The 16,417-nt window shown below is 59.9% G+C and carries 19 protein-coding genes; 11 read left to right on the forward strand and 8 right to left on the reverse strand.

The annotated features are described in order from the left end of the window. Nucleotides 1–304: 304 nt before the first annotated feature. Both tmaR and QLG02_RS06275 read left to right on the forward strand, forming a co-directional pair. Nucleotides 305–622: a PTS system regulator TmaR gene (gene tmaR / locus QLG02_RS06270; protein WP_016352207.1), complete on the forward strand. Its 318-nt coding sequence runs from the start codon at nt 305–307 to the stop codon at nt 620–622. A gap of 216 nt (nt 623–838) precedes the next feature. Continuing rightward, on the forward strand, nt 839–3,922 hold the full coding sequence (locus QLG02_RS06275) for a transglycosylase domain-containing protein (RefSeq protein ID WP_269384442.1): 3,084 nt from the start codon (nt 839–841) through the stop codon (nt 3,920–3,922). Between the two features lie 86 nt (nt 3,923–4,008). On the opposite strand, the gene yjgA is transcribed toward QLG02_RS06275, so the two are convergent. Next, complete coding sequence (yjgA, locus tag QLG02_RS06280; protein ID WP_278191938.1) at nt 4,009–4,533, reverse strand: ribosome biogenesis factor YjgA; 525 nt, start codon at nt 4,531–4,533, stop codon at nt 4,009–4,011. A gap of 113 nt (nt 4,534–4,646) precedes the next feature. Here yjgA and pmbA point away from each other — a divergent pair, with 113 nt between their 5' ends. Further along, the gene (gene pmbA / locus QLG02_RS06285; RefSeq protein ID WP_282464787.1) at nt 4,647–5,990 is read left to right on the forward strand and encodes a metalloprotease PmbA; all 1,344 of its coding nucleotides are present in this window, start codon (nt 4,647–4,649) and stop codon (nt 5,988–5,990) included. 85 nt (nt 5,991–6,075) lie between these two features. Here the strand turns inward: pmbA and murA are convergent, their stop codons facing one another. The 7 genes from murA to mlaF are packed head-to-tail and all read right to left on the reverse strand — an operon-like array spanning nt 6,076 to nt 10,596. Continuing rightward, a complete protein-coding gene (murA, locus tag QLG02_RS06290; protein WP_011707623.1) occupies nt 6,076–7,332 on the reverse strand; it encodes a UDP-N-acetylglucosamine 1-carboxyvinyltransferase in 1,257 nt (418 codons plus the stop codon). Between the two features lie 17 nt (nt 7,333–7,349). Further along, nucleotides 7,350–7,607, reverse strand: a complete 258-nt coding sequence (gene ibaG / locus QLG02_RS06295; RefSeq protein ID WP_005306001.1) for a BolA family iron metabolism protein IbaG — start codon at nt 7,605–7,607, stop codon at nt 7,350–7,352. After that, nucleotides 7,607–7,879 carry an STAS domain-containing protein gene (locus tag QLG02_RS06300; protein WP_282464788.1) on the reverse strand — a complete coding sequence of 91 codons (273 nt, stop codon included), beginning with the start codon at nt 7,877–7,879 and terminating at the stop codon, nt 7,607–7,609. Before QLG02_RS06300 ends, ibaG begins: the two co-directional genes overlap by 1 nt. Continuing rightward, on the reverse strand, nt 7,876–8,508 hold the full coding sequence (mlaC, locus tag QLG02_RS06305) for a phospholipid-binding protein MlaC (RefSeq protein ID WP_011707621.1): 633 nt from the start codon (nt 8,506–8,508) through the stop codon (nt 7,876–7,878). Before mlaC ends, QLG02_RS06300 begins: the two co-directional genes overlap by 4 nt. A gap of 9 nt (nt 8,509–8,517) precedes the next feature. Then, the gene (gene mlaD, locus QLG02_RS06310; protein ID WP_158196541.1) at nt 8,518–9,009 is read right to left on the reverse strand and encodes an outer membrane lipid asymmetry maintenance protein MlaD; all 492 of its coding nucleotides are present in this window, start codon (nt 9,007–9,009) and stop codon (nt 8,518–8,520) included. A 7-nt stretch (nt 9,010–9,016) separates the two neighbouring features. After that, nucleotides 9,017–9,796, reverse strand: a complete 780-nt coding sequence (mlaE, locus tag QLG02_RS06315) for a lipid asymmetry maintenance ABC transporter permease subunit MlaE (protein WP_011707619.1) — start codon at nt 9,794–9,796, stop codon at nt 9,017–9,019. Then, the gene (mlaF, locus tag QLG02_RS06320) at nt 9,796–10,596 is read right to left on the reverse strand and encodes a phospholipid ABC transporter ATP-binding protein MlaF (protein WP_011707618.1); all 801 of its coding nucleotides are present in this window, start codon (nt 10,594–10,596) and stop codon (nt 9,796–9,798) included. Before mlaF ends, mlaE begins: the two co-directional genes overlap by 1 nt. A gap of 207 nt (nt 10,597–10,803) precedes the next feature. Between mlaF and QLG02_RS06325 the strand changes: the two genes are divergently transcribed. From QLG02_RS06325 to ptsN, 8 genes are all read left to right on the forward strand, one after another. Further along, nucleotides 10,804–11,799, forward strand: a complete 996-nt coding sequence (locus QLG02_RS06325) for a KpsF/GutQ family sugar-phosphate isomerase (protein WP_017409369.1) — start codon at nt 10,804–10,806, stop codon at nt 11,797–11,799. Further along, nucleotides 11,799–12,353: a 3-deoxy-manno-octulosonate-8-phosphatase KdsC gene (gene kdsC, locus QLG02_RS06330; protein ID WP_017409370.1), complete on the forward strand. Its 555-nt coding sequence runs from the start codon at nt 11,799–11,801 to the stop codon at nt 12,351–12,353. The genes QLG02_RS06325 and kdsC overlap by 1 nt, the downstream gene beginning before the upstream one ends. After that, nucleotides 12,350–12,910 (forward strand): LPS export ABC transporter periplasmic protein LptC, encoded by a 561-nt coding sequence (lptC, locus tag QLG02_RS06335; protein ID WP_016352199.1) that lies wholly within the window; start codon nt 12,350–12,352, stop codon nt 12,908–12,910. Before kdsC ends, lptC begins: the two co-directional genes overlap by 4 nt. Further along, the gene (lptA, locus tag QLG02_RS06340) at nt 12,897–13,424 is read left to right on the forward strand and encodes a lipopolysaccharide transport periplasmic protein LptA (protein WP_016352198.1); all 528 of its coding nucleotides are present in this window, start codon (nt 12,897–12,899) and stop codon (nt 13,422–13,424) included. Before lptC ends, lptA begins: the two co-directional genes overlap by 14 nt. Nucleotides 13,425–13,427: 3 nt before the next feature. Beyond that, the gene (gene lptB, locus QLG02_RS06345) at nt 13,428–14,153 is read left to right on the forward strand and encodes an LPS export ABC transporter ATP-binding protein (protein WP_011707613.1); all 726 of its coding nucleotides are present in this window, start codon (nt 13,428–13,430) and stop codon (nt 14,151–14,153) included. 65 nt (nt 14,154–14,218) lie between these two features. After that, nucleotides 14,219–15,658 (forward strand): RNA polymerase factor sigma-54, encoded by a 1,440-nt coding sequence (locus tag QLG02_RS06350; protein WP_011707612.1) that lies wholly within the window; start codon nt 14,219–14,221, stop codon nt 15,656–15,658. Between the two features lie 21 nt (nt 15,659–15,679). Further along, entirely contained in the window at nt 15,680–15,967 is a 288-nt protein-coding gene (gene hpf, locus QLG02_RS06355; protein ID WP_005305957.1) for a ribosome hibernation promoting factor, read from the forward strand. 2 nt (nt 15,968–15,969) lie between these two features. After that, a complete protein-coding gene (gene ptsN, locus QLG02_RS06360; RefSeq protein ID WP_005305951.1) occupies nt 15,970–16,416 on the forward strand; it encodes a PTS IIA-like nitrogen regulatory protein PtsN in 447 nt (148 codons plus the stop codon). Nucleotide 16,417: the final 1 nt, after the last annotated feature.

Consider the following 16,417-nt stretch of genomic DNA (forward strand, 5'->3'; position numbering starts at 1 on the left):
ACTGCCAGGCACCCAACACGAGAAACCCCGCTCATCTGAGCGGGGTTTTTTATTGTCTGAAATTCGTCTTGTCTCACCCCTGATATGCGCCTTTGGATGGAGAGCCTGTACTGCTTTCCACCCTGTTGTTCACTCGGCTCTCTCGTGCCGAAACCCGGCGTCAGGCCTGCAATTAGGGTTGTATCTGCCTCATAACTCGGTAGAGTAAAGGCATCTTGGGTTGGCCCGTACTCTCTCATGCTGGTTTCTTTAGTACGGATGCAACTTGGCCTGCTTTTATCAACCTTACGTCAGTGGTATCGATATGGAACAAGTAAACAAGTCCACCTTCAGCGATGTACTGGAATATGTGCGTATGTCCCGTCGTCAGAACAAACTCAAGCGTGAAATTGCGGACAACGAGAAGAAGGTCCGTGACAACCAGAAGCGGGTGCTGCTGCTCGACAACCTGAGCGATTACATCAAACCGGGTATGAGCATCGATGAGGTGCAAGCCATCATCGCCAACATGCGGGCTGATTATGAAGAGCGTGTGGACGACCACATCATCAAGAATGCCGAGCTGTCCAAAGAGCGTAAAGAGTTGAGCACCAAGCTCAAGGCAATGAGCTCCAGCAAATAAGCCTGCTCACTGTCTTCTCAAAACACCGGCCATAGGCCGGTGTTTTGCTTTCTGTCATCAGCTCGGATCTCTCACTGCGCTGCAACAATCGGCTCCCCTTTTTATGATCGCCCTGTTACCATCACTACAAAGCGGTCAATAGTTTTCAAGCCATTGACTTGAAACGACTAAGCTTGAGTGAAACACAATAAATTGCGCAACCATGGTGGGGCTGATATGGGCGCATCAGAACAGACGGATTTGAACAAAGTGGCATCTCAGGATTCATCTGTCCCAAGCGCGGACGGCAAATACAAGCGCAAGCGTCGTTCCTGGTGGCGCTGGTTGTTCTGCTTTTTCTTTTTGCTGTGCCTGGCTGCGGTGATTGCTCTGGTCGGTTATGAGATGCAGACTTCCCGCCTGCAGTCGCAGGAGATCTCCCGCTATGCGGCCAAGCTGACCTATCAAGTCGAACCGGGCCCCAGCAAGCAGATTGCCTTCCCCGAAGACGGCCCCTTCGACAAGCGGCTCGGTTATGTACTGTTGCCCATGATGCAGGAACGCTTGCTGCAGCGCGGTTATCAGGTCAGCGAGCAGGTACATTTCTCCGACGCCTTGTATGACTATGCCAGTCGTGGCTTTTTCGTGCCTTATACCGAGAAGGTGCAGGCCGGTCTGACTCTGCACGACTGTCGGGCGGAACCCTTCTATCAATTCAAGTATCCGACCCACTATTACCCGGATTTTGCCTCCATTCCGCCGCTGGTGATCCAGTCGCTCCTGTTCATCGAGAACCGCGACCTGCTCAGCAATGAGCAGCCGTTGGCCAACCCGGCCGTGGATTGGCCCCGTTTTGCCAAGGCGGCCATGTCGCAGGTCGGCAAGGCGCTTGATATGCAGGATCAATCGGCCGGCGGCAGCACGCTGGCAACTCAGGTCGAGAAGTATCGCCACTCGCCGGATGGCCTGACGCTGTCACCCACCGAGAAGATCCGCCAGATGGCGTCCGCCAGTGTGCGGGCCTACCGGTTGGGGCCCAAGACGCTGGAGGCGCGCAAGCTGGTCGCCTGGGCCTATCTCAACTCGGTGCCGCTCTCTGCAGCGCCCGGCTATGGGGAGGTGCACGGCCTGGGGGATGGTCTCTGGGTATGGTTTGGCGCCAATGTGGATGAGGTAAATCGGCTGCTGGACCCTGCGCGCAACCAGGATGCCTCGCTGGCGGAGCAGGGCCTGGCGCTGCGCCAGGTGGTCTCGCTGATGATTGCCCATCGCCGACCCTCCTACTATCTGGCGCAGGGGCGTGATGCACTGGCGACCCTGACCGACAGCTATCTGCGGCTGTTCGTACAGGAGGGGATGATCACGCCGCCGCTGATGGAAGCCGCGCTGAAGGCCAAGATCTCGTTCCGTGATTTCCTGCAGTCCCCGGCGGTGACCAAGGTCAACAACAACAAGGGCCTGCAAGTTGCCCGCACCCGTCTGAGCCGTCAGCTCGGGGTGCAGCTCTACGATCTGGACCGACTCGATCTGACGGCCGATACCAGCCTCAACATGCCGCTGCAAAACGAGGTCTCTCGCTATCTGCAGCAGCTGGCCGATCCGACGTTTGCAGCCCAGGTTGGGCTGTTTGGTGAGCGCCTGCTCTCGCCGGAGAAGACGGGAGACGTGAAGTACAGCTTCACGCTGTTCGAGAAGTCCCCGCAGGGCTTCAAGGTGCGGGTGCAGACCGACAACACGGATCAGCCGTTCGACATCAACGAGGGCAGCAAGCTGGAGCTGGGGTCAACCGCCAAGCTGCGGGTGCTGACCACCTACCTGGAGATCGTCTCCGAGCTGCATGACAACTACGCGGGCATGTCGGTCGAGAGCCTGCGCAAGATAGAGGTATCGGAGCAGGACAACATCAGCCGCTGGGCCGTCTCCTACCTGATGACTGCCAAGGACAAGAGTCTGCCCCCCATGCTGGAGGCGGCGCTCGATCGCAAATACTCCGCCAGCCCGAACGAGGGATTCTTCACCGGCGGCGGCATGCACACCTTCAACAACTTCCGACGTGAGGACAATGGCCGCATTCCGGCCATTCGCGACGCGCTGCGTGAATCCATCAATCTGCCCTTCGTGCGCCTGATGCGTGACATCGTCCGCTACAGCCTCTACCGGGAGGGCAACCGTGCCCAGTTGCTCAAGGATGACAAGGATCCGCGCCGTACCGAGTATCTGGCCAAGTTTGCGGATAAAGAGGGGCAGACCTATCTGCTGCGCTTCTGGCGCAAATACCGTGGCAAGACTGCGGATGAACAGCTTGATACCTTCCTGGATGGTCTCAAGCCCAGCGCCGTGCGCCTGGCAGCCGTACATCGCTACCTGATGCCGGATGCGTCGCAGGAGACGTTCGCTGCCTTCCTGGCGAAGCGCCTGCCGCGGGAGAAACTGAGCGATCGTCGTATCGAGCAGCTCTATACCAGCTATGGTCCCGGCAAGTATTCGCTGCCGGATCAAGGCTATATCGCCCGGGTGCACCCGCTGGAGCTGTGGCTGCTCTCCTATCTCAAGGAGTTCGACAAGGCGACTTTCGCCGATGCCGTCGAGGCGAGCCGGGACGAGCGGCAGGAGGTCTACAGCTGGCTGTTCAAGACCCGCCACCGTAGCGCCCGCGACAGCCGGATCCGCACCATGCTGGAGGTCGAGGCCTTCCTCGACATCCATCAACGCTGGGCCAGACTGGGCTACCCGTTCGATCACCTGGTGCCGTCGCTGGCAACGGCCCTGGGCAGCTCGGGCGATCGCCCTGCTGCGTTGGCCGAGCTGATGGGGATCATCCAGAACGGCGGCATTCGTGCGCCGACCCTGCGCATCGAGCATCTGTCGTTTGCCAAGGGCACGCCGTTCGAAACCGAGTTCCAGCCGGCGCAGACCGAGGGGACCCGGGTGCTGCCGGTCGAGGTGGCCACCGCGCTGCGCAACGCGCTGTCGAAGGTGGTGGAAGGGGGCACGGCCAGACGTATTGCCGGTGCCTTCGCCCTGCCGGACGGTACCGTGCTGCAGATGGGAGGCAAGACGGGGACGGGTGACAACCGGATTGAAACGGTCGGTCGCTACGGCAACGTGACCAGTTCGCTGGCTCGCAACCGGACCGCCACCTTCGTCTTCTATCTGGGAGAGGATCACTTCGGCACCCTGACGGCCTATGTGCCGGGCAGCCAGTCCGACAAGTTCCGCTTCACCTCGGCCCTGCCGGTGCAGGTGCTCAAGGGGATGGCACCGCTGCTGATGCCGTATCTGCAGCCAGGCACTCACACCCAGTGCATGGCGGGCAGCTGACAGCTGCGGCGACACGAAAACGGGGCCATATTGGCCCCGTTTTATTTCGTACTGTTCATCGCCGGTCGGCGAAGGTGAGTCATCACTTACAGCAGATCTTCGATCTCGCCGCGCAGATACTGGTACATCTCGCGATAGGCCACCGGCGGCTTGTTCAGCTCCCGCTCCTTGTTGGCGGAGCGGATCAGCTGGCGCAGCTTCTGGCGGTCCAGTTCGTGGAACTGGGACATCAGCTCGTTGAGGGCGCTGTCACCTTCATTGATCAGCCGCTCACGCCACTGTTCCAGCCGGTGCAGGCGGGCATTCACGGTGGAGTGGCGATTCTTGATGATGGAGAGCGCCTCGACGATGGGCTCCACATCGCGGCTGCGCATCAACCGGCCGATGAACTGCAGGTGGCGACGGAAAGACTCGTCCTTCTTCGGCTTGAGCTTGCGGCCCAGCTCGACCGCTTCGGCCAGCTCTTCATCCAGCGGGATCTTTTCCAGCTCGCTGTGGCTGAGGGAGACGATCTCTTCCCCCATCTTCTGCAAGGCTTCGGCATCGCGCTTGAGCTGGCTTTTGCTGGGGCCCCAGTCTTCCCACTCGTTGTCGTCTTGATATTGACTCATCGGTCTCTTGATTCCTGTCATTCACGTTTGGTGGATATGTTACCAGCTTCTCCCGCTGGGCGCAGGGGTCTGATATGCTTAGCCCCTTTCCTTCCTTCATACAGATGTGAGTTATGGATCAGCAAGACCAAATCCGCCAGGATCAAGCCCATCTTGAAGCCGTAGTTGCCGAGGCCCTGGAGATTGCCAAGGGACTGGGTGCCGGGCTTGCCGAAGTCTCCATCAGCAAGCAGACCGGGCTATCGGTGAACACCCGGGGTTGTGAACTGGAAAGCATCGAATTCAACAAGGACGGGGCGCTCGGCATCGCCGTCTATCGCGATGGCTGCAAGGGTTCCTCCTCCACCACGGATCTGAGCCCGTTGGCCATTCGTGCCGCCGTCGAAGCGGCCATGGAGATTGCCCGGCACACCTCGCCGGATGCCTGCGCCGGTCTGGCTGATGCCGAGCTGCTGGCCTGGGATGCCCCGGATCTGCAACTGTGTCATCCGATCGAGCTGGATCCGCAGCGCGGCATCGAACTGGCCATCGAGTGTGAGCGACTGGCGCTGGGCCGCGATACCCGCATCAAGCACTCCGACGGCGCCGGTTTCTCCAGTCACCTCGGCATCAAGGTGTATGGCAACAGCCATGGCTTCGTCAAAGGCTACGCGGCATCACGCAACTCCCTTAGCTGCGTGCTGATCGGCGAGCAGGACGGCGACATGCAGCGCGATTACGGCTACTCCTCCAGCCGAACCCTGGACGGGCTCTGGAGCCCGCAGCGGATCGCCGACGAGGCGGTAGAGCGCACCCTCTCTCGCCTGGGTGCCCGCAAGATCAGCACTCGCCACGCTCCCGTGCTGTTCCATCCGGATACGGCGGCCGGTCTGTGGGGTCATCTGGTGATGGCCATCAGCGGTGGCAATCTCTACCGCAAGTCGAGCTTTCTGCTGGACAAGTTGGGCAAGCAGATCCTGCCCGAGTGGCTCACCATCCAGGAGTTCCCCCATTTGCTGGGGGGGCTCGCCAGCACCCCGTTCGATGGCGAAGGCGTGCTGACCCGCGACATGGACATAGTGCGCAATGGCGAGCTGATGAGCTGGCTGCTTACCTCCTACTCCGCCCGCAAGCTGGGGCTCACCACCACGGGCCACGCCGGCGGCATCCACAACTGGCAGGTTTCCAGCACCGGTCAGGATTTCAATGGCATGCTCAAGGAGATGGGCACCGGCCTGCTGGTGACCGAACTGATGGGGCAGGGGGTCAACATCGTCAATGGCGACTACTCCCGCGGCGCTGCCGGTTTCTGGGTGGAGAACGGCGAGATAGCCTATCCGGTCGAAGAGATCACCATCGCCGGCAATCTGGCCGAGATGTTCAGCCATATCGTGGCGGTGGGCAGCGACGAAGATGAGCGCTCCAGTCTCAAGACTGGCTCGGTGCTGGTCGAGAGCATGAAGCTGGCCGGTCACTGATCCCGGCATCAGCGGATTACCGCCATGAAAAAGGCCCCTCGCACAGCGAGGGGCCTTTTTGTATCGGCGTGCTCAGGGGCGGCAATCAGCCCTTGATGCGCTCGATACGGCCGCCAAGGCCTTGCAGCTTGTGCTCGATGTCTTCGTAGCCACGGTCGATGTGGTAGATGCGATCGACGATGGTGGAGCCTTCGGCGACGAAGCCGGCCAGCACCAGACTGGCGGAGGCGCGCAGATCGGTTGCCATCACCTGGGCACCCTTGAGCTGCTGGGTGTCGCGGCAGATGGCCACATTGCCCTGCAGTTCGATGTCAGCGCCCATCCGTACCAGCTCGGGTACGTGCATGAAGCGGTTCTCGAAGATGGTCTCGGTGACCATGCCAGTGCCCTTGGCCACCGCGTTCAACACGGTGAACTGGGCCTGCATGTCGGTCGGGAAGGCCGGGTAGGGAGCAGTCTTGATGGTGACCGGCTTGAGAGTGCGACCAGTCATGTCGAGGGTGATCCAGTCTTCACCCTTCTCAATCAGGGCGCCAGCCTCTTCCAGCTTGACCAGTACCGCTTCCAGCAGGGTCGGGTCAGTCTTGCGGCAGGTGATCTTGCCGCCGGTGACCGCTGCTCCCACCAGGAAGGTACCGGTTTCGATACGGTCGGGCTGGACGCTGTAGCTGCCGCCATGCAGACGCTCGACACCGTCGATGGTCAGGGTGTCGGTGCCCGCGCCCTGGATCTTGGCGCCCAGCGCGTTGAGGAAGTTGGCCAGATCGACCACTTCCGGCTCGCGCGCGGCGTTTTCGATCACGGTGCGGCCATCAGCCAGGGTGGCGGCCATCATCAGGTTCTCGGTACCGGTGACGGAGACCATGTCCATCAGGATGTGGGCACCCTTCAGGCGGCCGTCGACACGAGCCTTGATGTAACCATCCTCGATGGCAATCTTGGCACCCATCAGCTCCAGGCCGTGCACGTGCAGGTTGACCGGACGGGCACCGATGGCGCAGCCACCGGGCAGGGAGACGTCAGCCGCGCCAAAGCGGGCGGCCAGCGGGCCCAGTGCCAGGATGGAGGCGCGCATGGTCTTCACCAGCTCGTAGGGGGCGACATGGTTGTTCACCGCGCCGGTCAGCACGGTGACGTTGCCGTTCACCTTGGTGGTGGCGCCCAGCATCTCCAGCAGCTTGATGGTGGTGCCCACGTCTTTCAGGCGCGGCACGTTGGAGAGGTGGATCTCCTCATCACACAGCAGGGTGGCGAACAGGATCGGCAGAGCGGCGTTCTTGGCGCCAGAGATGGTCACTTCGCCGTTGAGAGTACAACGACCATCGATCTTGAATTTGTCCATTTACGTTTGATACCAAATCAGGAGGGCAGTAGGAATTTACGTTCGCGTTTCCACTCGGCATCGGTAAAAGCCTTGATGGAGAGTGCGTGAATGGCGTTGCTGGCGATCTTGTCCATCAGCGGGGCATAGATGGCCTGTTGCTTCTTGACCCGGCTCATGCCGTCAAACATGTCGCCGACGGCGATCACTTGGTAGTGACTGCCGTCCCCTTTGACATGGACTTCGGACAATGGCAGAGCCTCGAGGAGTATCGCTTCAATTTCAGAGACTTGCATTATGCGTCCTCAGTTGTGAGCGGGGTTGACTGAAACAATCCGGCCACCCCGTAGAGGTTGGCCAGGGTATAAAAATCAGTGGAGGCGCCCACCAGTTGCGGTGTGGCGCCTCGTGCCAGAGCGGTTTTGGCCCATTTGACCAGCAGGGCAAGCCCTGCCGAATCCAGGGTGGTGACGTCGCCGAGCTCGATCTGGTCTTCCTGCCACCAGTCGGCCCGCCGTTGCCACAACTCAACGACCTGGGCCGCCTGCAGCTCGCCGCTCAGTCTCATTTCTTGAGCACCAGCGGCTTGGCATTGTGGGCGCGCAGCTGGGCGATCACCGCATCGATGCCGTTCTGGCGAATGAGGCCGCCCAGCTCGTTCTGCTTGGCAGAGAGCAGGCTGATCCCTTCGGCGACCATGTCGAAGGCTTTCCACTCGCCGGTCTTGTTGTTCTTGCGCAGCTTGAACTCGAGGAAGATGTCCGGCTTGCCGGCCTCTTTCACGCTGACGTTGACGGCGGTGATGTTGCTGTCACCGGCGGCCTTGCCCGGCTCGACCTTGACGGTCTGCTTGTCGAAATGGGCCAGGGCGTCGGCGTAGGAGCTCACCATGTACTCGGTGAACACCTCGACGAAGGCGTCACGCTGGGCCGGGGTGGTCTGCTTGATCTGGTTGCCGAGCACCTTGTAGGCGGCGAAGCGGTTGTCCACGTAGGGCAGCAGCTCTTCGCGGATGATGACCCGCAGGTGGTCCGGATTGCTCTTCACCTGGGCCTGATCGGCCTTCAGGCGGGCGAAGGTCTGCTTGGCCGCCTGATCCACCAGGGCATAGGGATCGGTGGCATCGGTGGCTTGCGCAGTCAGGGAAAACAGCATGCTGGTCATCAGGCCCAGCAGCAGGGCGATCTTCTTGAACATGGTTACTCCTTACTTGCTGTCTGATTTGGTGTCGGAAGACTGGCTGTAGAGGAACTTGCCAATCAGGTCTTCCAGCACAATGGCGGATTTGGTGTCTTCAATCATGTCGCCATCCTTGAGCATGCTGGTGCCCATCTCCTCATCGGTAAAGCCGGGCATCAGGCCTATGTACTGCTCGCCGAGCAGCCCCGAAGTCAGGATGGAGAGGGTACTGGTCTCGGAGAACTCACCGGCGCTCTTCTGCATCAGCAGAGAGACGATCGGCACCTGGCTCTTGGCGTCCAGAGTGATGTCGCTGACCCGACCGACCACCACGCCGCCCACCTTGACCGGTGAGCGTACTTTCAGGCCGCCGATATTATCGAAATGGGCGCGCAGGGTATAGGTTTCTCCTTCCGGTTTGAAACTCAAACCTGCCACTTGCAGTGCCAACGCCAGAATGGCACCGATGCCGGCCAGCATGAAAGCGCCAACCAGGAATTCTACTTTGCTGAACTTCATCTTTACCTTATCCAAACATGACTGCGGTGAGTATAAAATCCAGGCCGAGTACGGCCAGGGAGGAGTGGACCACGGTGCGGGTCGTGGCCTGACTGATCCCGGCCGAGGTCGGCTTGGCATCATAACCGTTAAAGAGCGCAATCCAGGTGACCACCAGGGCAAAGATCAGACTCTTGATGGCCCCCTGCATGATGTCATCCTGCCAGTCGACGGAGGCCTGCATGGCGGACCAGAAGCTGCCTTCGTCCACCCCCAGCCAGTCGACGCCGACCAGCTTGCCGCCGAAGATGCCGATCAGGCTGAACATGAAGGCCAGCAGCGGCATGCTGATGACCCCGGCCCAGAAGCGCGGCGCGACGACCCGGCGCAGCGGGTCCACCGCCATCATCTCCAGGCTGGAGAGCTGTTCGGTGGCCTTCATCAGGCCGATCTCGGCGGTGAGGGCCGAGCCGGCGCGGCCGGCAAACAGCAGCGCGGTCACCACGGGGCCCAGCTCCCGCAGCAGGGAGAGGGAGACCAGCGGCCCCAGACTCTGCTCGGCACCGAAGTCCTTCAGTACGTTGTAGCCCTGCAACGAGAGCACCATGCCGATGAACAGGCCCGACACCAGAATGATGGCGACCGACTGTACCCCGACCACATACAACTGCTGCACCAGCAGCGGGAAGTGCTTGCGCGGCGCGGGTTTGCCCGCCAACGCGTGAAACAACATGATGGTGGCGCGGCCGATGGCGCTGATGAATCGCACCCCGCTTCGCCCCAGTTTGCTTACCTGGCTTGTCAACATCAGAGATCCTGTAGCAGGTCGCCTGCCGGAAAATGAAACGGAACAGGACCGTCGGGCAATCCTTTCAGGAACTGCTCGACCTCGGGATTGTGCTCCTCGCGCAGTTGGGCCGGTGTGCCATGCGCCACCACCTTGCGGTTGGCGATGATATAGGCGTAGTCGGCAATGCTCAGCACCTCTTTCACGTCATGGGTGACGATGACGGAGGTGATGCCGAGGGCATCGTTCATATCCTTGATGAGCTTCACCAGCACCGCCATGGTGATGGGATCCTGGCCGACGAACGGCTCATCATACATGATGAGGTCCGGATCCAGCGCGATGGAACGGGCCAGCGCCGCGCGCCGGGCCATGCCGCCGGAGAGCTCGGACGGCATCAGTCTTGCCGCGCCGCGCAGGCCCACCGCCTGCAGCTTCATCATGACGATGGTGTGGATCAGCTCCTCGGGCAGGCCGGAGTGCTCGCGCAGCGGGAAGGCCACGTTGTCGTACACCGTCATGCCGGTAAACAGGGCGCCGCTCTGGAACAGCATGCTCATCCGCTTGCGTACCTCGTACAGGCGTGAGCGGGAGAGGGTGGGGATATCTTCCCCGTCAAACAGGATATGACCGGATTCGGGCTTGAGCTGGCCGCCGATCAACCGCAGCAAGGTGGTCTTGCCGATGCCGCTGGGGCCCATGACCGCAGTGACCTTGCCACGGGGAATGGTCAGGTTTATCCCGTCGTATAACAGCCGATCTCCGTGACTGAAGGTCAGGTCGGAGATGGTGATCAGGTCATCGTTCAAACAATTGTCCATCCGGTGTAAATGAAGAGCGAATTTTATGGGCTAGTCTAGGTCTAAGCAACAGCAAGGAACAACTATTGAACAGCCTGCCTGTCCAGACGCGCGACAGTTTTTTGTAACCAATTGTCTCTCTTTTCAGGTCGGGAAGTATCCGATTCGCTTATCTCGACAGACTTTTTTATAATCCCGCAGCAAATTTCAGCCCGGAGCTGTGCCTTTATGTCTGTAAAGTCTGAAAAAGTGTCTGAACTGTTCGATTTTCGTCGCAGCGCCCGTACCGTGCTGGACATCGAGAAACAAGCGATTGATGGACTCTACCAGTACCTGAACGATGCCTTCGATCAGGCGTGCGAGATGATACTGCGCTGCAGTGGCAAGATAGTGGTCACCGGCATGGGCAAGTCAGGTCATGTCGGAAGCAAGATTGCGGCCACCCTGGCCAGCACCGGCACTCCCGCCTTCTTCCTCCATCCGGGTGAAGCCAGCCACGGCGATCTGGGGATGATCTCCGGCGGCGATCTCATCATCGCCATCTCCAACTCCGGCGAGAGCGACGAGATCCTGGCCCTGTTGCCGGTGCTCAAGCGCCGCGGTATCCCGCTCATCTGCATGACCGGCAACCCGGCCTCCACCATGGCGAAAGAAGCCAACGTGCACCTGTGCATCAAGGTAGAGAAAGAAGCCTGCCCGCTGGGGCTGGCGCCCACGTCCAGTACCACCGCGACCCTGGTGATGGGCGATGCGTTGGCGGTGGCCCTGCTGGAAGCCCGCGGCTTTACCGCCGACGATTTCGCCCTCTCTCATCCGGGCGGTTCCCTTGGCAAGCGACTGCTGCTGCGGGTCGGCGATCTGATGCACAGCGGCGAGCTGTTGCCCCAGGTGGGGATAGATGCCACCATCAGCCAGGCACTGCTGGAGGTGAGCCGCAAGGGGCTCGGTATGACGGCCGTGGCCGATGCCGATGGCCGCCTGGCCGGCCTGTTCACCGACGGCGACCTGCGCCGCATTCTGGACCTGCAGGTGGATATCCACCACACCCCGATCAGCCGCGTGATGACGGTCAACTGTGTTACCGTGGGACCAGAGATGATGGCAGCCGAGGCCGTCAAACTGATGGAAACCAGAAAGATCAACGGATTACTGGTTGTGGATGGCGACAAGCGCCCGCTGGGTGCCTTCAACATGCATGACCTGCTGAAAGCCGGAGTAATTTGATGCAAAACGTACCGACCCTCTATGGTCCGGTGACGCGCAGCCAGTTTGAGAAGGCGGCGCAGATCCGCCTGCTGGTGTGCGATGTGGACGGGGTGCTCTCCAATGGCCTCATCTACATGGGAAATGACGGCGAAGAGCTGAAGACCTTCTGTACCCGCGATGGTGCCGGCATGCGGGCGCTGCTCAACGCCGGGATCGAGATTGCCATCATCACTGGGCGCAACTCCCGCATCGTCAGCGATCGGATGAAGAGCCTGGGGGTGCAGCACCTGGTACAGGGGGCAGATCAGAAGCTGCCTCACTTCGAGGCGCTGCTGGCCAAGCTGGCACTGACCCCCGAGCAGGCGGCCTACATCGGCGATGACACCATCGATCTGCCGGTGATGCAGGCCTGTGGTCTCGGCATCGCCGTGGCCGATGCCCATCCGCTGGTGCTGGCGCGGGCCGACATGGTGACCCGGCTGGCCGGTGGTGTTGGCGCGGTGCGCGAGGTGTGCGATCTCATTTTGCAGGCCCAGGGGCTGGGTGACTATCAGCCAGAGGCCTCGGTATGAGCAGACAGACCCTGTTGTTCGCCCTGCTGTTCCTAGTTGCGTTGGCCGCCTGGCAGCTCGGCGACATCGAACTGGCGCCGGAGCCGACCACCAAGGTGGAGAATTATCAGCCGGACTTCACCGCCAAAAATCTGGTGACGACCCGCTTCGATGTCGAAGGCCGTCGCACCGAGCGGCTGGAGTCCCGCTACGCGGAGTACTACCAGATCCTCGAGCAGGCCACTTTTGACAAGCCGGTGGTCTACATGTTCGACAAGCAGGGCGAGCCCGAGTGGAAGGTTACTGCCGATACCGGCGTGCTCAACACCGATGACAACGTGATCCTGCGGGACAAGGTGCATCTGGACGGCTTATTGCCCACCTCTTTCATCTCCACGCTGGATACCCCCTATCTGGAGCTGGATCTGGTGACCCAGAACGTGAGAAGCAATCAGCAGGTCAGCATAGTGGGTAAGGATTTCCAGACCGAGGGCGTTGGCCTGAAGGGTCATCTGGAACGCAAATATTTTGAATTACTGGATCAGGGCCATGCCATCTATTTCAATGAAAAACGCTAATCTGGCCCTCGCGGCCCTGCTGCTGTGCGGCACCGTGAGCGCCAAAGAGTCCGACTTTGCCGAGAAGGTCTATGTGGATGCGGTCAAGCAGGTGGCCGAGATGCAGGACAACCGCATCACCTTCGAGCAGGATGTGACCATCACTCAGGGCACCATCAAGATCAAGGCGGACAAGGTGGTGGTGATCCGCTCCGGCGAGAAGGGGGCCGAGGTGATGACGGCCTATGGCAAGCCTGCCACCTTCTTCCAGATCCTGGACAACGGCAAGCCGGTCAATGCCCATGGCAACAGCATCCGTTATGAGCTGAAAAACCGGTTGGTGACCATCACCGGCAACGGTCAGCTCAAGCAGGAAGATAGCCAGGTCAATGGCGACCTGATCCGTTACGACATCGTCAAACAGAAGATGATTGCCGAGAGCAAGACCCCGAACCAGCGGGTCAAGACGGTGTTCCTGCCGGATCAGGTAGAGAATTTCGACAAGCCGGCCGACCAGAAGAAGCAGGGAAAATAAACCATGGCAGTGTTGAAAGCAGCCGGCCTGCAAAAAAGTTACAAGCGCCGCATGGTAGTGAGCGATGTGAGCCTGGAAGTGGGGACCGGCCAGATCGTCGGGCTGTTAGGCCCGAACGGAGCCGGCAAGACCACCTCCTTCTACATGATCGTGGGGCTGGTGCAGAGTGATGCCGGCCTCATCACCATCGATGATCAGGACATCAGCCTGCAGCCCATGCATATCCGTGCCCGCAACGGCATCGGCTATCTGCCGCAGGAGGCCTCCATCTTCCGTCGCCTGTCGGTGTTCGACAACCTGATGGGGGTCATGCAGACCCGCAAGGGGCTGAGCCGCGAAGAGCGGGAGGACAAGGTCCAGCAACTGCTGGAAGAGTTCAACATCACCCATATCCGTGACAGCCTGGGGCAGAGCCTGTCGGGCGGGGAGCGGCGCAGGGTCGAGATCGCCCGGGCACTGGCTGCCGAGCCGCGTTTTATCCTGCTGGATGAACCCTTTGCCGGGGTCGACCCCATTTCTGTGATAGACATCAAGAAGATCATCCAGCATCTCAAAGATAGAGGCCTGGGCGTCTTGATCACCGACCACAACGTCAGAGAGACTCTGGACGTATGTGAGAAGGCCTATATCGTCAGCCACGGCAAGATGATTGCCGAAGGTGCACCGGCCGACATACTGGCCGACGAACAGGTCAAGCGCGTCTATTTGGGCGATCAATTCAGTCTATAGTAAGGGGGCATCTCTTCATTTCCTGTGACGACTGCCTCGCTGAACATAAGGATATCCCGACGTAGATGAAGCCGACATTACAGTTGCGTCTCGGCCAGTCCCTGACCATGACGCCGCAATTACAACAAGCGATTCGTCTGCTCCAGCTCTCCACTCTGGAACTCCAGCAGGAAATTCAGCAAGCGCTCGACAACAACCCCTTGCTGGAGCAAGAGGAAAATGATGTGCAGGAGACCAGCCCGGAAGAGCCAGTCGATGCCAGCCAACTCGACTCCAGCGATGCCATGTCTCAGGACAATATGCCGGACGAACTGCCGGTAGATACCACCTGGGAAGAGGTCTACTCGGCCGGCACGGCCCAGAGCGCGGGCCCGATCCACGACGGTGAAGACAGCATCTATCAGGGCGAAACCACCGAAAACCTGCAGGATTATTTGCTGTGGCAGATGCGCCTGACGCCGTTCAGCGACGTGGATGCCGCCATCGCCCTCGCCATCATCGACGCTATCGACGAATCCGGTTACCTGACGGTGTCGCTGGAGGATATCCAGACTGCGGTAAGCAGCGAGGATGTCGAGGTGGAGCTCGATGAGGTGGAGGCGGTGCTCAAGCGAGTGCAGCATTTCGATCCTGTCGGCATCGCCGCTCGCTCGGTGCAGGAGTGCCTGCTGATCCAGCTGGGCCAATACTCCCCGGACCTGCCCTGGCTGAACGAGGCCAAGGAGGTGATCCTCGAGCACATGGACTTGCTCGGCAATCGCGACTACCGCACCCTGGCCCGCAAGACCCGGCTCAAGGAGAGCGACCTCAAGGAGGTGCTGGATTTGATCCAGCAGCTGGAGCCGAGACCCGGCAACGGCGTCATCCAGAGCGAATCCCAGTACGTGATCCCGGATGTTTCCGTGGTCAAGAAGGGCAACAAGTGGGTGGTCGAGCTCAATCCGGACTCGGCCCCGCGCATCCGGGTCAACGAGACCTATGCCGCCATGGCCCGTCAGGCTCGCACCAGCCAGGATACCCAGTTCATCCGTTCCCACCTGCAGGAAGCCAAGTGGTTCATCAAGAGCCTGGAGAGCCGCAACGACACCCTGCTCAAGGTGGCCAGCTGTATCGTCGAGCAGCAGCAGGGCTTTTTCGAATACGGTGAAGAGGCCATGAAACCCATGGTGCTCAACGACATCGCCGAAGCGGTGGAGATGCACGAGTCAACCATCTCGCGGGTCACGACCCAGAAGTACATGCATACGCCGCGCGGCATCTTCGAACTGAAGTTTTTTTTCTCCAGTCATGTCAACACGGAGGGAGGAGGAGAGTGCTCATCGACCGCAATTCGCGCGCTCATCAAGAAGCTGGTGACGGCGGAGAATCCCGCCAAGCCGCTAAGTGATAGCAAGATCGCGGATTTGCTGGCCGAACAGGGTATTATGGTGGCGAGACGCACGATCGCAAAGTACCGTGAATCCTTGTTGATCCCGCCATCCAATCAGCGCAAACGCCTGGTTTAGGCAAAACAAAAGGAAGACGTTATGCAAATTAACCTGACCGGACACCATGTCGAGATCACCGAAGCTCTGCGTGATTATGTGAACAACAAATTTGCCAAACTCGAGCGTCACTTTGACCACATCAACAATGTTCATGTGGTGTTGAGCGTAGAAAAACTGAACCAGATCGCCGAAGCCAAGCTGCATGTCAGCGGGGGTGAGGTGTTCGCCAATTCGCAGCATGCCGACATGTACGCTGCGATTGATACCCTGCTGGACAAGCTGGATCGGCAGATCATCAAGCACAAAGATAAGTTAAATCAAAAATAACCATGCAACTTGAACACATACTGAGTCGGGACTGCACCAAAAGTGCGGTCCCTTGTACCAGCAAGAAACGCGCCCTGGAGATCATCAGCGAGTTAGCCGCTGAGCGTCTGGGGACCTCTCGTCAGGTGCTCTTCGAGTGCCTGCTGGCGCGAGAAAAAATGGGCAGTACCGGGATCGGTGCCGGTATCGCCATTCCCCACGGCCGGATTGGCGACGAGTTTCCGCCGACCGCCATCCTGATGACCTTCGCAGAGCCGATCCCCTTCGATTCCATCGACAATCAACCGGTTGACCTGCTGTTCGCCCTGCTGGTGCCGGAAAGCGAGTGCAAGCAGCACCTCAAGACCCTTTCCCTGATGGCATCCAAACTGGGCGACAAGGCGGTATGCCGCCAGTTGCGCCAGGCAACCAGCGACGAAGAACTCTATCAGATCATGACATCGGCCTGAG

Source organism: Aeromonas sp. V90_14 (assembly GCF_029967615.1).
In the GTDB taxonomy this organism is placed as follows: Bacteria; Pseudomonadota; Gammaproteobacteria; order Enterobacterales; family Aeromonadaceae; genus Aeromonas; species Aeromonas hydrophila.

Coding starts and splice junctions, on each gene's coding strand:
- lptA (WP_016352198.1), top strand. CDS start 12,897: ATGAAAAACGCTAATCTGGCCCTCGCGGCCCTGCTGCTGTGCGGCACC.
- QLG02_RS06325 (WP_017409369.1), top strand. CDS start 10,804: ATGTCTGTAAAGTCTGAAAAAGTGTCTGAACTGTTCGATTTTCGTCGC.
- hpf (WP_005305957.1), top strand. CDS start 15,680: ATGCAAATTAACCTGACCGGACACCATGTCGAGATCACCGAAGCTCTG.
- QLG02_RS06350 (WP_011707612.1), top strand. CDS start 14,219: ATGAAGCCGACATTACAGTTGCGTCTCGGCCAGTCCCTGACCATGACG.
- QLG02_RS06300 (WP_282464788.1), bottom strand. CDS start 7,879: ATGAGACTGAGCGGCGAGCTGCAGGCGGCCCAGGTCGTTGAGTTGTGG.
- mlaD (WP_158196541.1), bottom strand. CDS start 9,009: ATGAAGTTCAGCAAAGTAGAATTCCTGGTTGGCGCTTTCATGCTGGCC.
- lptB (WP_011707613.1), top strand. CDS start 13,428: ATGGCAGTGTTGAAAGCAGCCGGCCTGCAAAAAAGTTACAAGCGCCGC.
- ptsN (WP_005305951.1), top strand. CDS start 15,970: ATGCAACTTGAACACATACTGAGTCGGGACTGCACCAAAAGTGCGGTC.
- lptC (WP_016352199.1), top strand. CDS start 12,350: ATGAGCAGACAGACCCTGTTGTTCGCCCTGCTGTTCCTAGTTGCGTTG.
- mlaC (WP_011707621.1), bottom strand. CDS start 8,508: ATGTTCAAGAAGATCGCCCTGCTGCTGGGCCTGATGACCAGCATGCTG.
- kdsC (WP_017409370.1), top strand. CDS start 11,799: ATGCAAAACGTACCGACCCTCTATGGTCCGGTGACGCGCAGCCAGTTT.
- mlaF (WP_011707618.1), bottom strand. CDS start 10,596: ATGGACAATTGTTTGAACGATGACCTGATCACCATCTCCGACCTGACC.
- yjgA (WP_278191938.1), bottom strand. CDS start 4,533: ATGAGTCAATATCAAGACGACAACGAGTGGGAAGACTGGGGCCCCAGC.
- QLG02_RS06275 (WP_269384442.1), top strand. CDS start 839: ATGGGCGCATCAGAACAGACGGATTTGAACAAAGTGGCATCTCAGGAT.
- mlaE (WP_011707619.1), bottom strand. CDS start 9,796: ATGTTGACAAGCCAGGTAAGCAAACTGGGGCGAAGCGGGGTGCGATTC.
- pmbA (WP_282464787.1), top strand. CDS start 4,647: ATGGATCAGCAAGACCAAATCCGCCAGGATCAAGCCCATCTTGAAGCC.
- murA (WP_011707623.1), bottom strand. CDS start 7,332: ATGGACAAATTCAAGATCGATGGTCGTTGTACTCTCAACGGCGAAGTG.
- tmaR (WP_016352207.1), top strand. CDS start 305: ATGGAACAAGTAAACAAGTCCACCTTCAGCGATGTACTGGAATATGTG.
- ibaG (WP_005306001.1), bottom strand. CDS start 7,607: ATGCAAGTCTCTGAAATTGAAGCGATACTCCTCGAGGCTCTGCCATTG.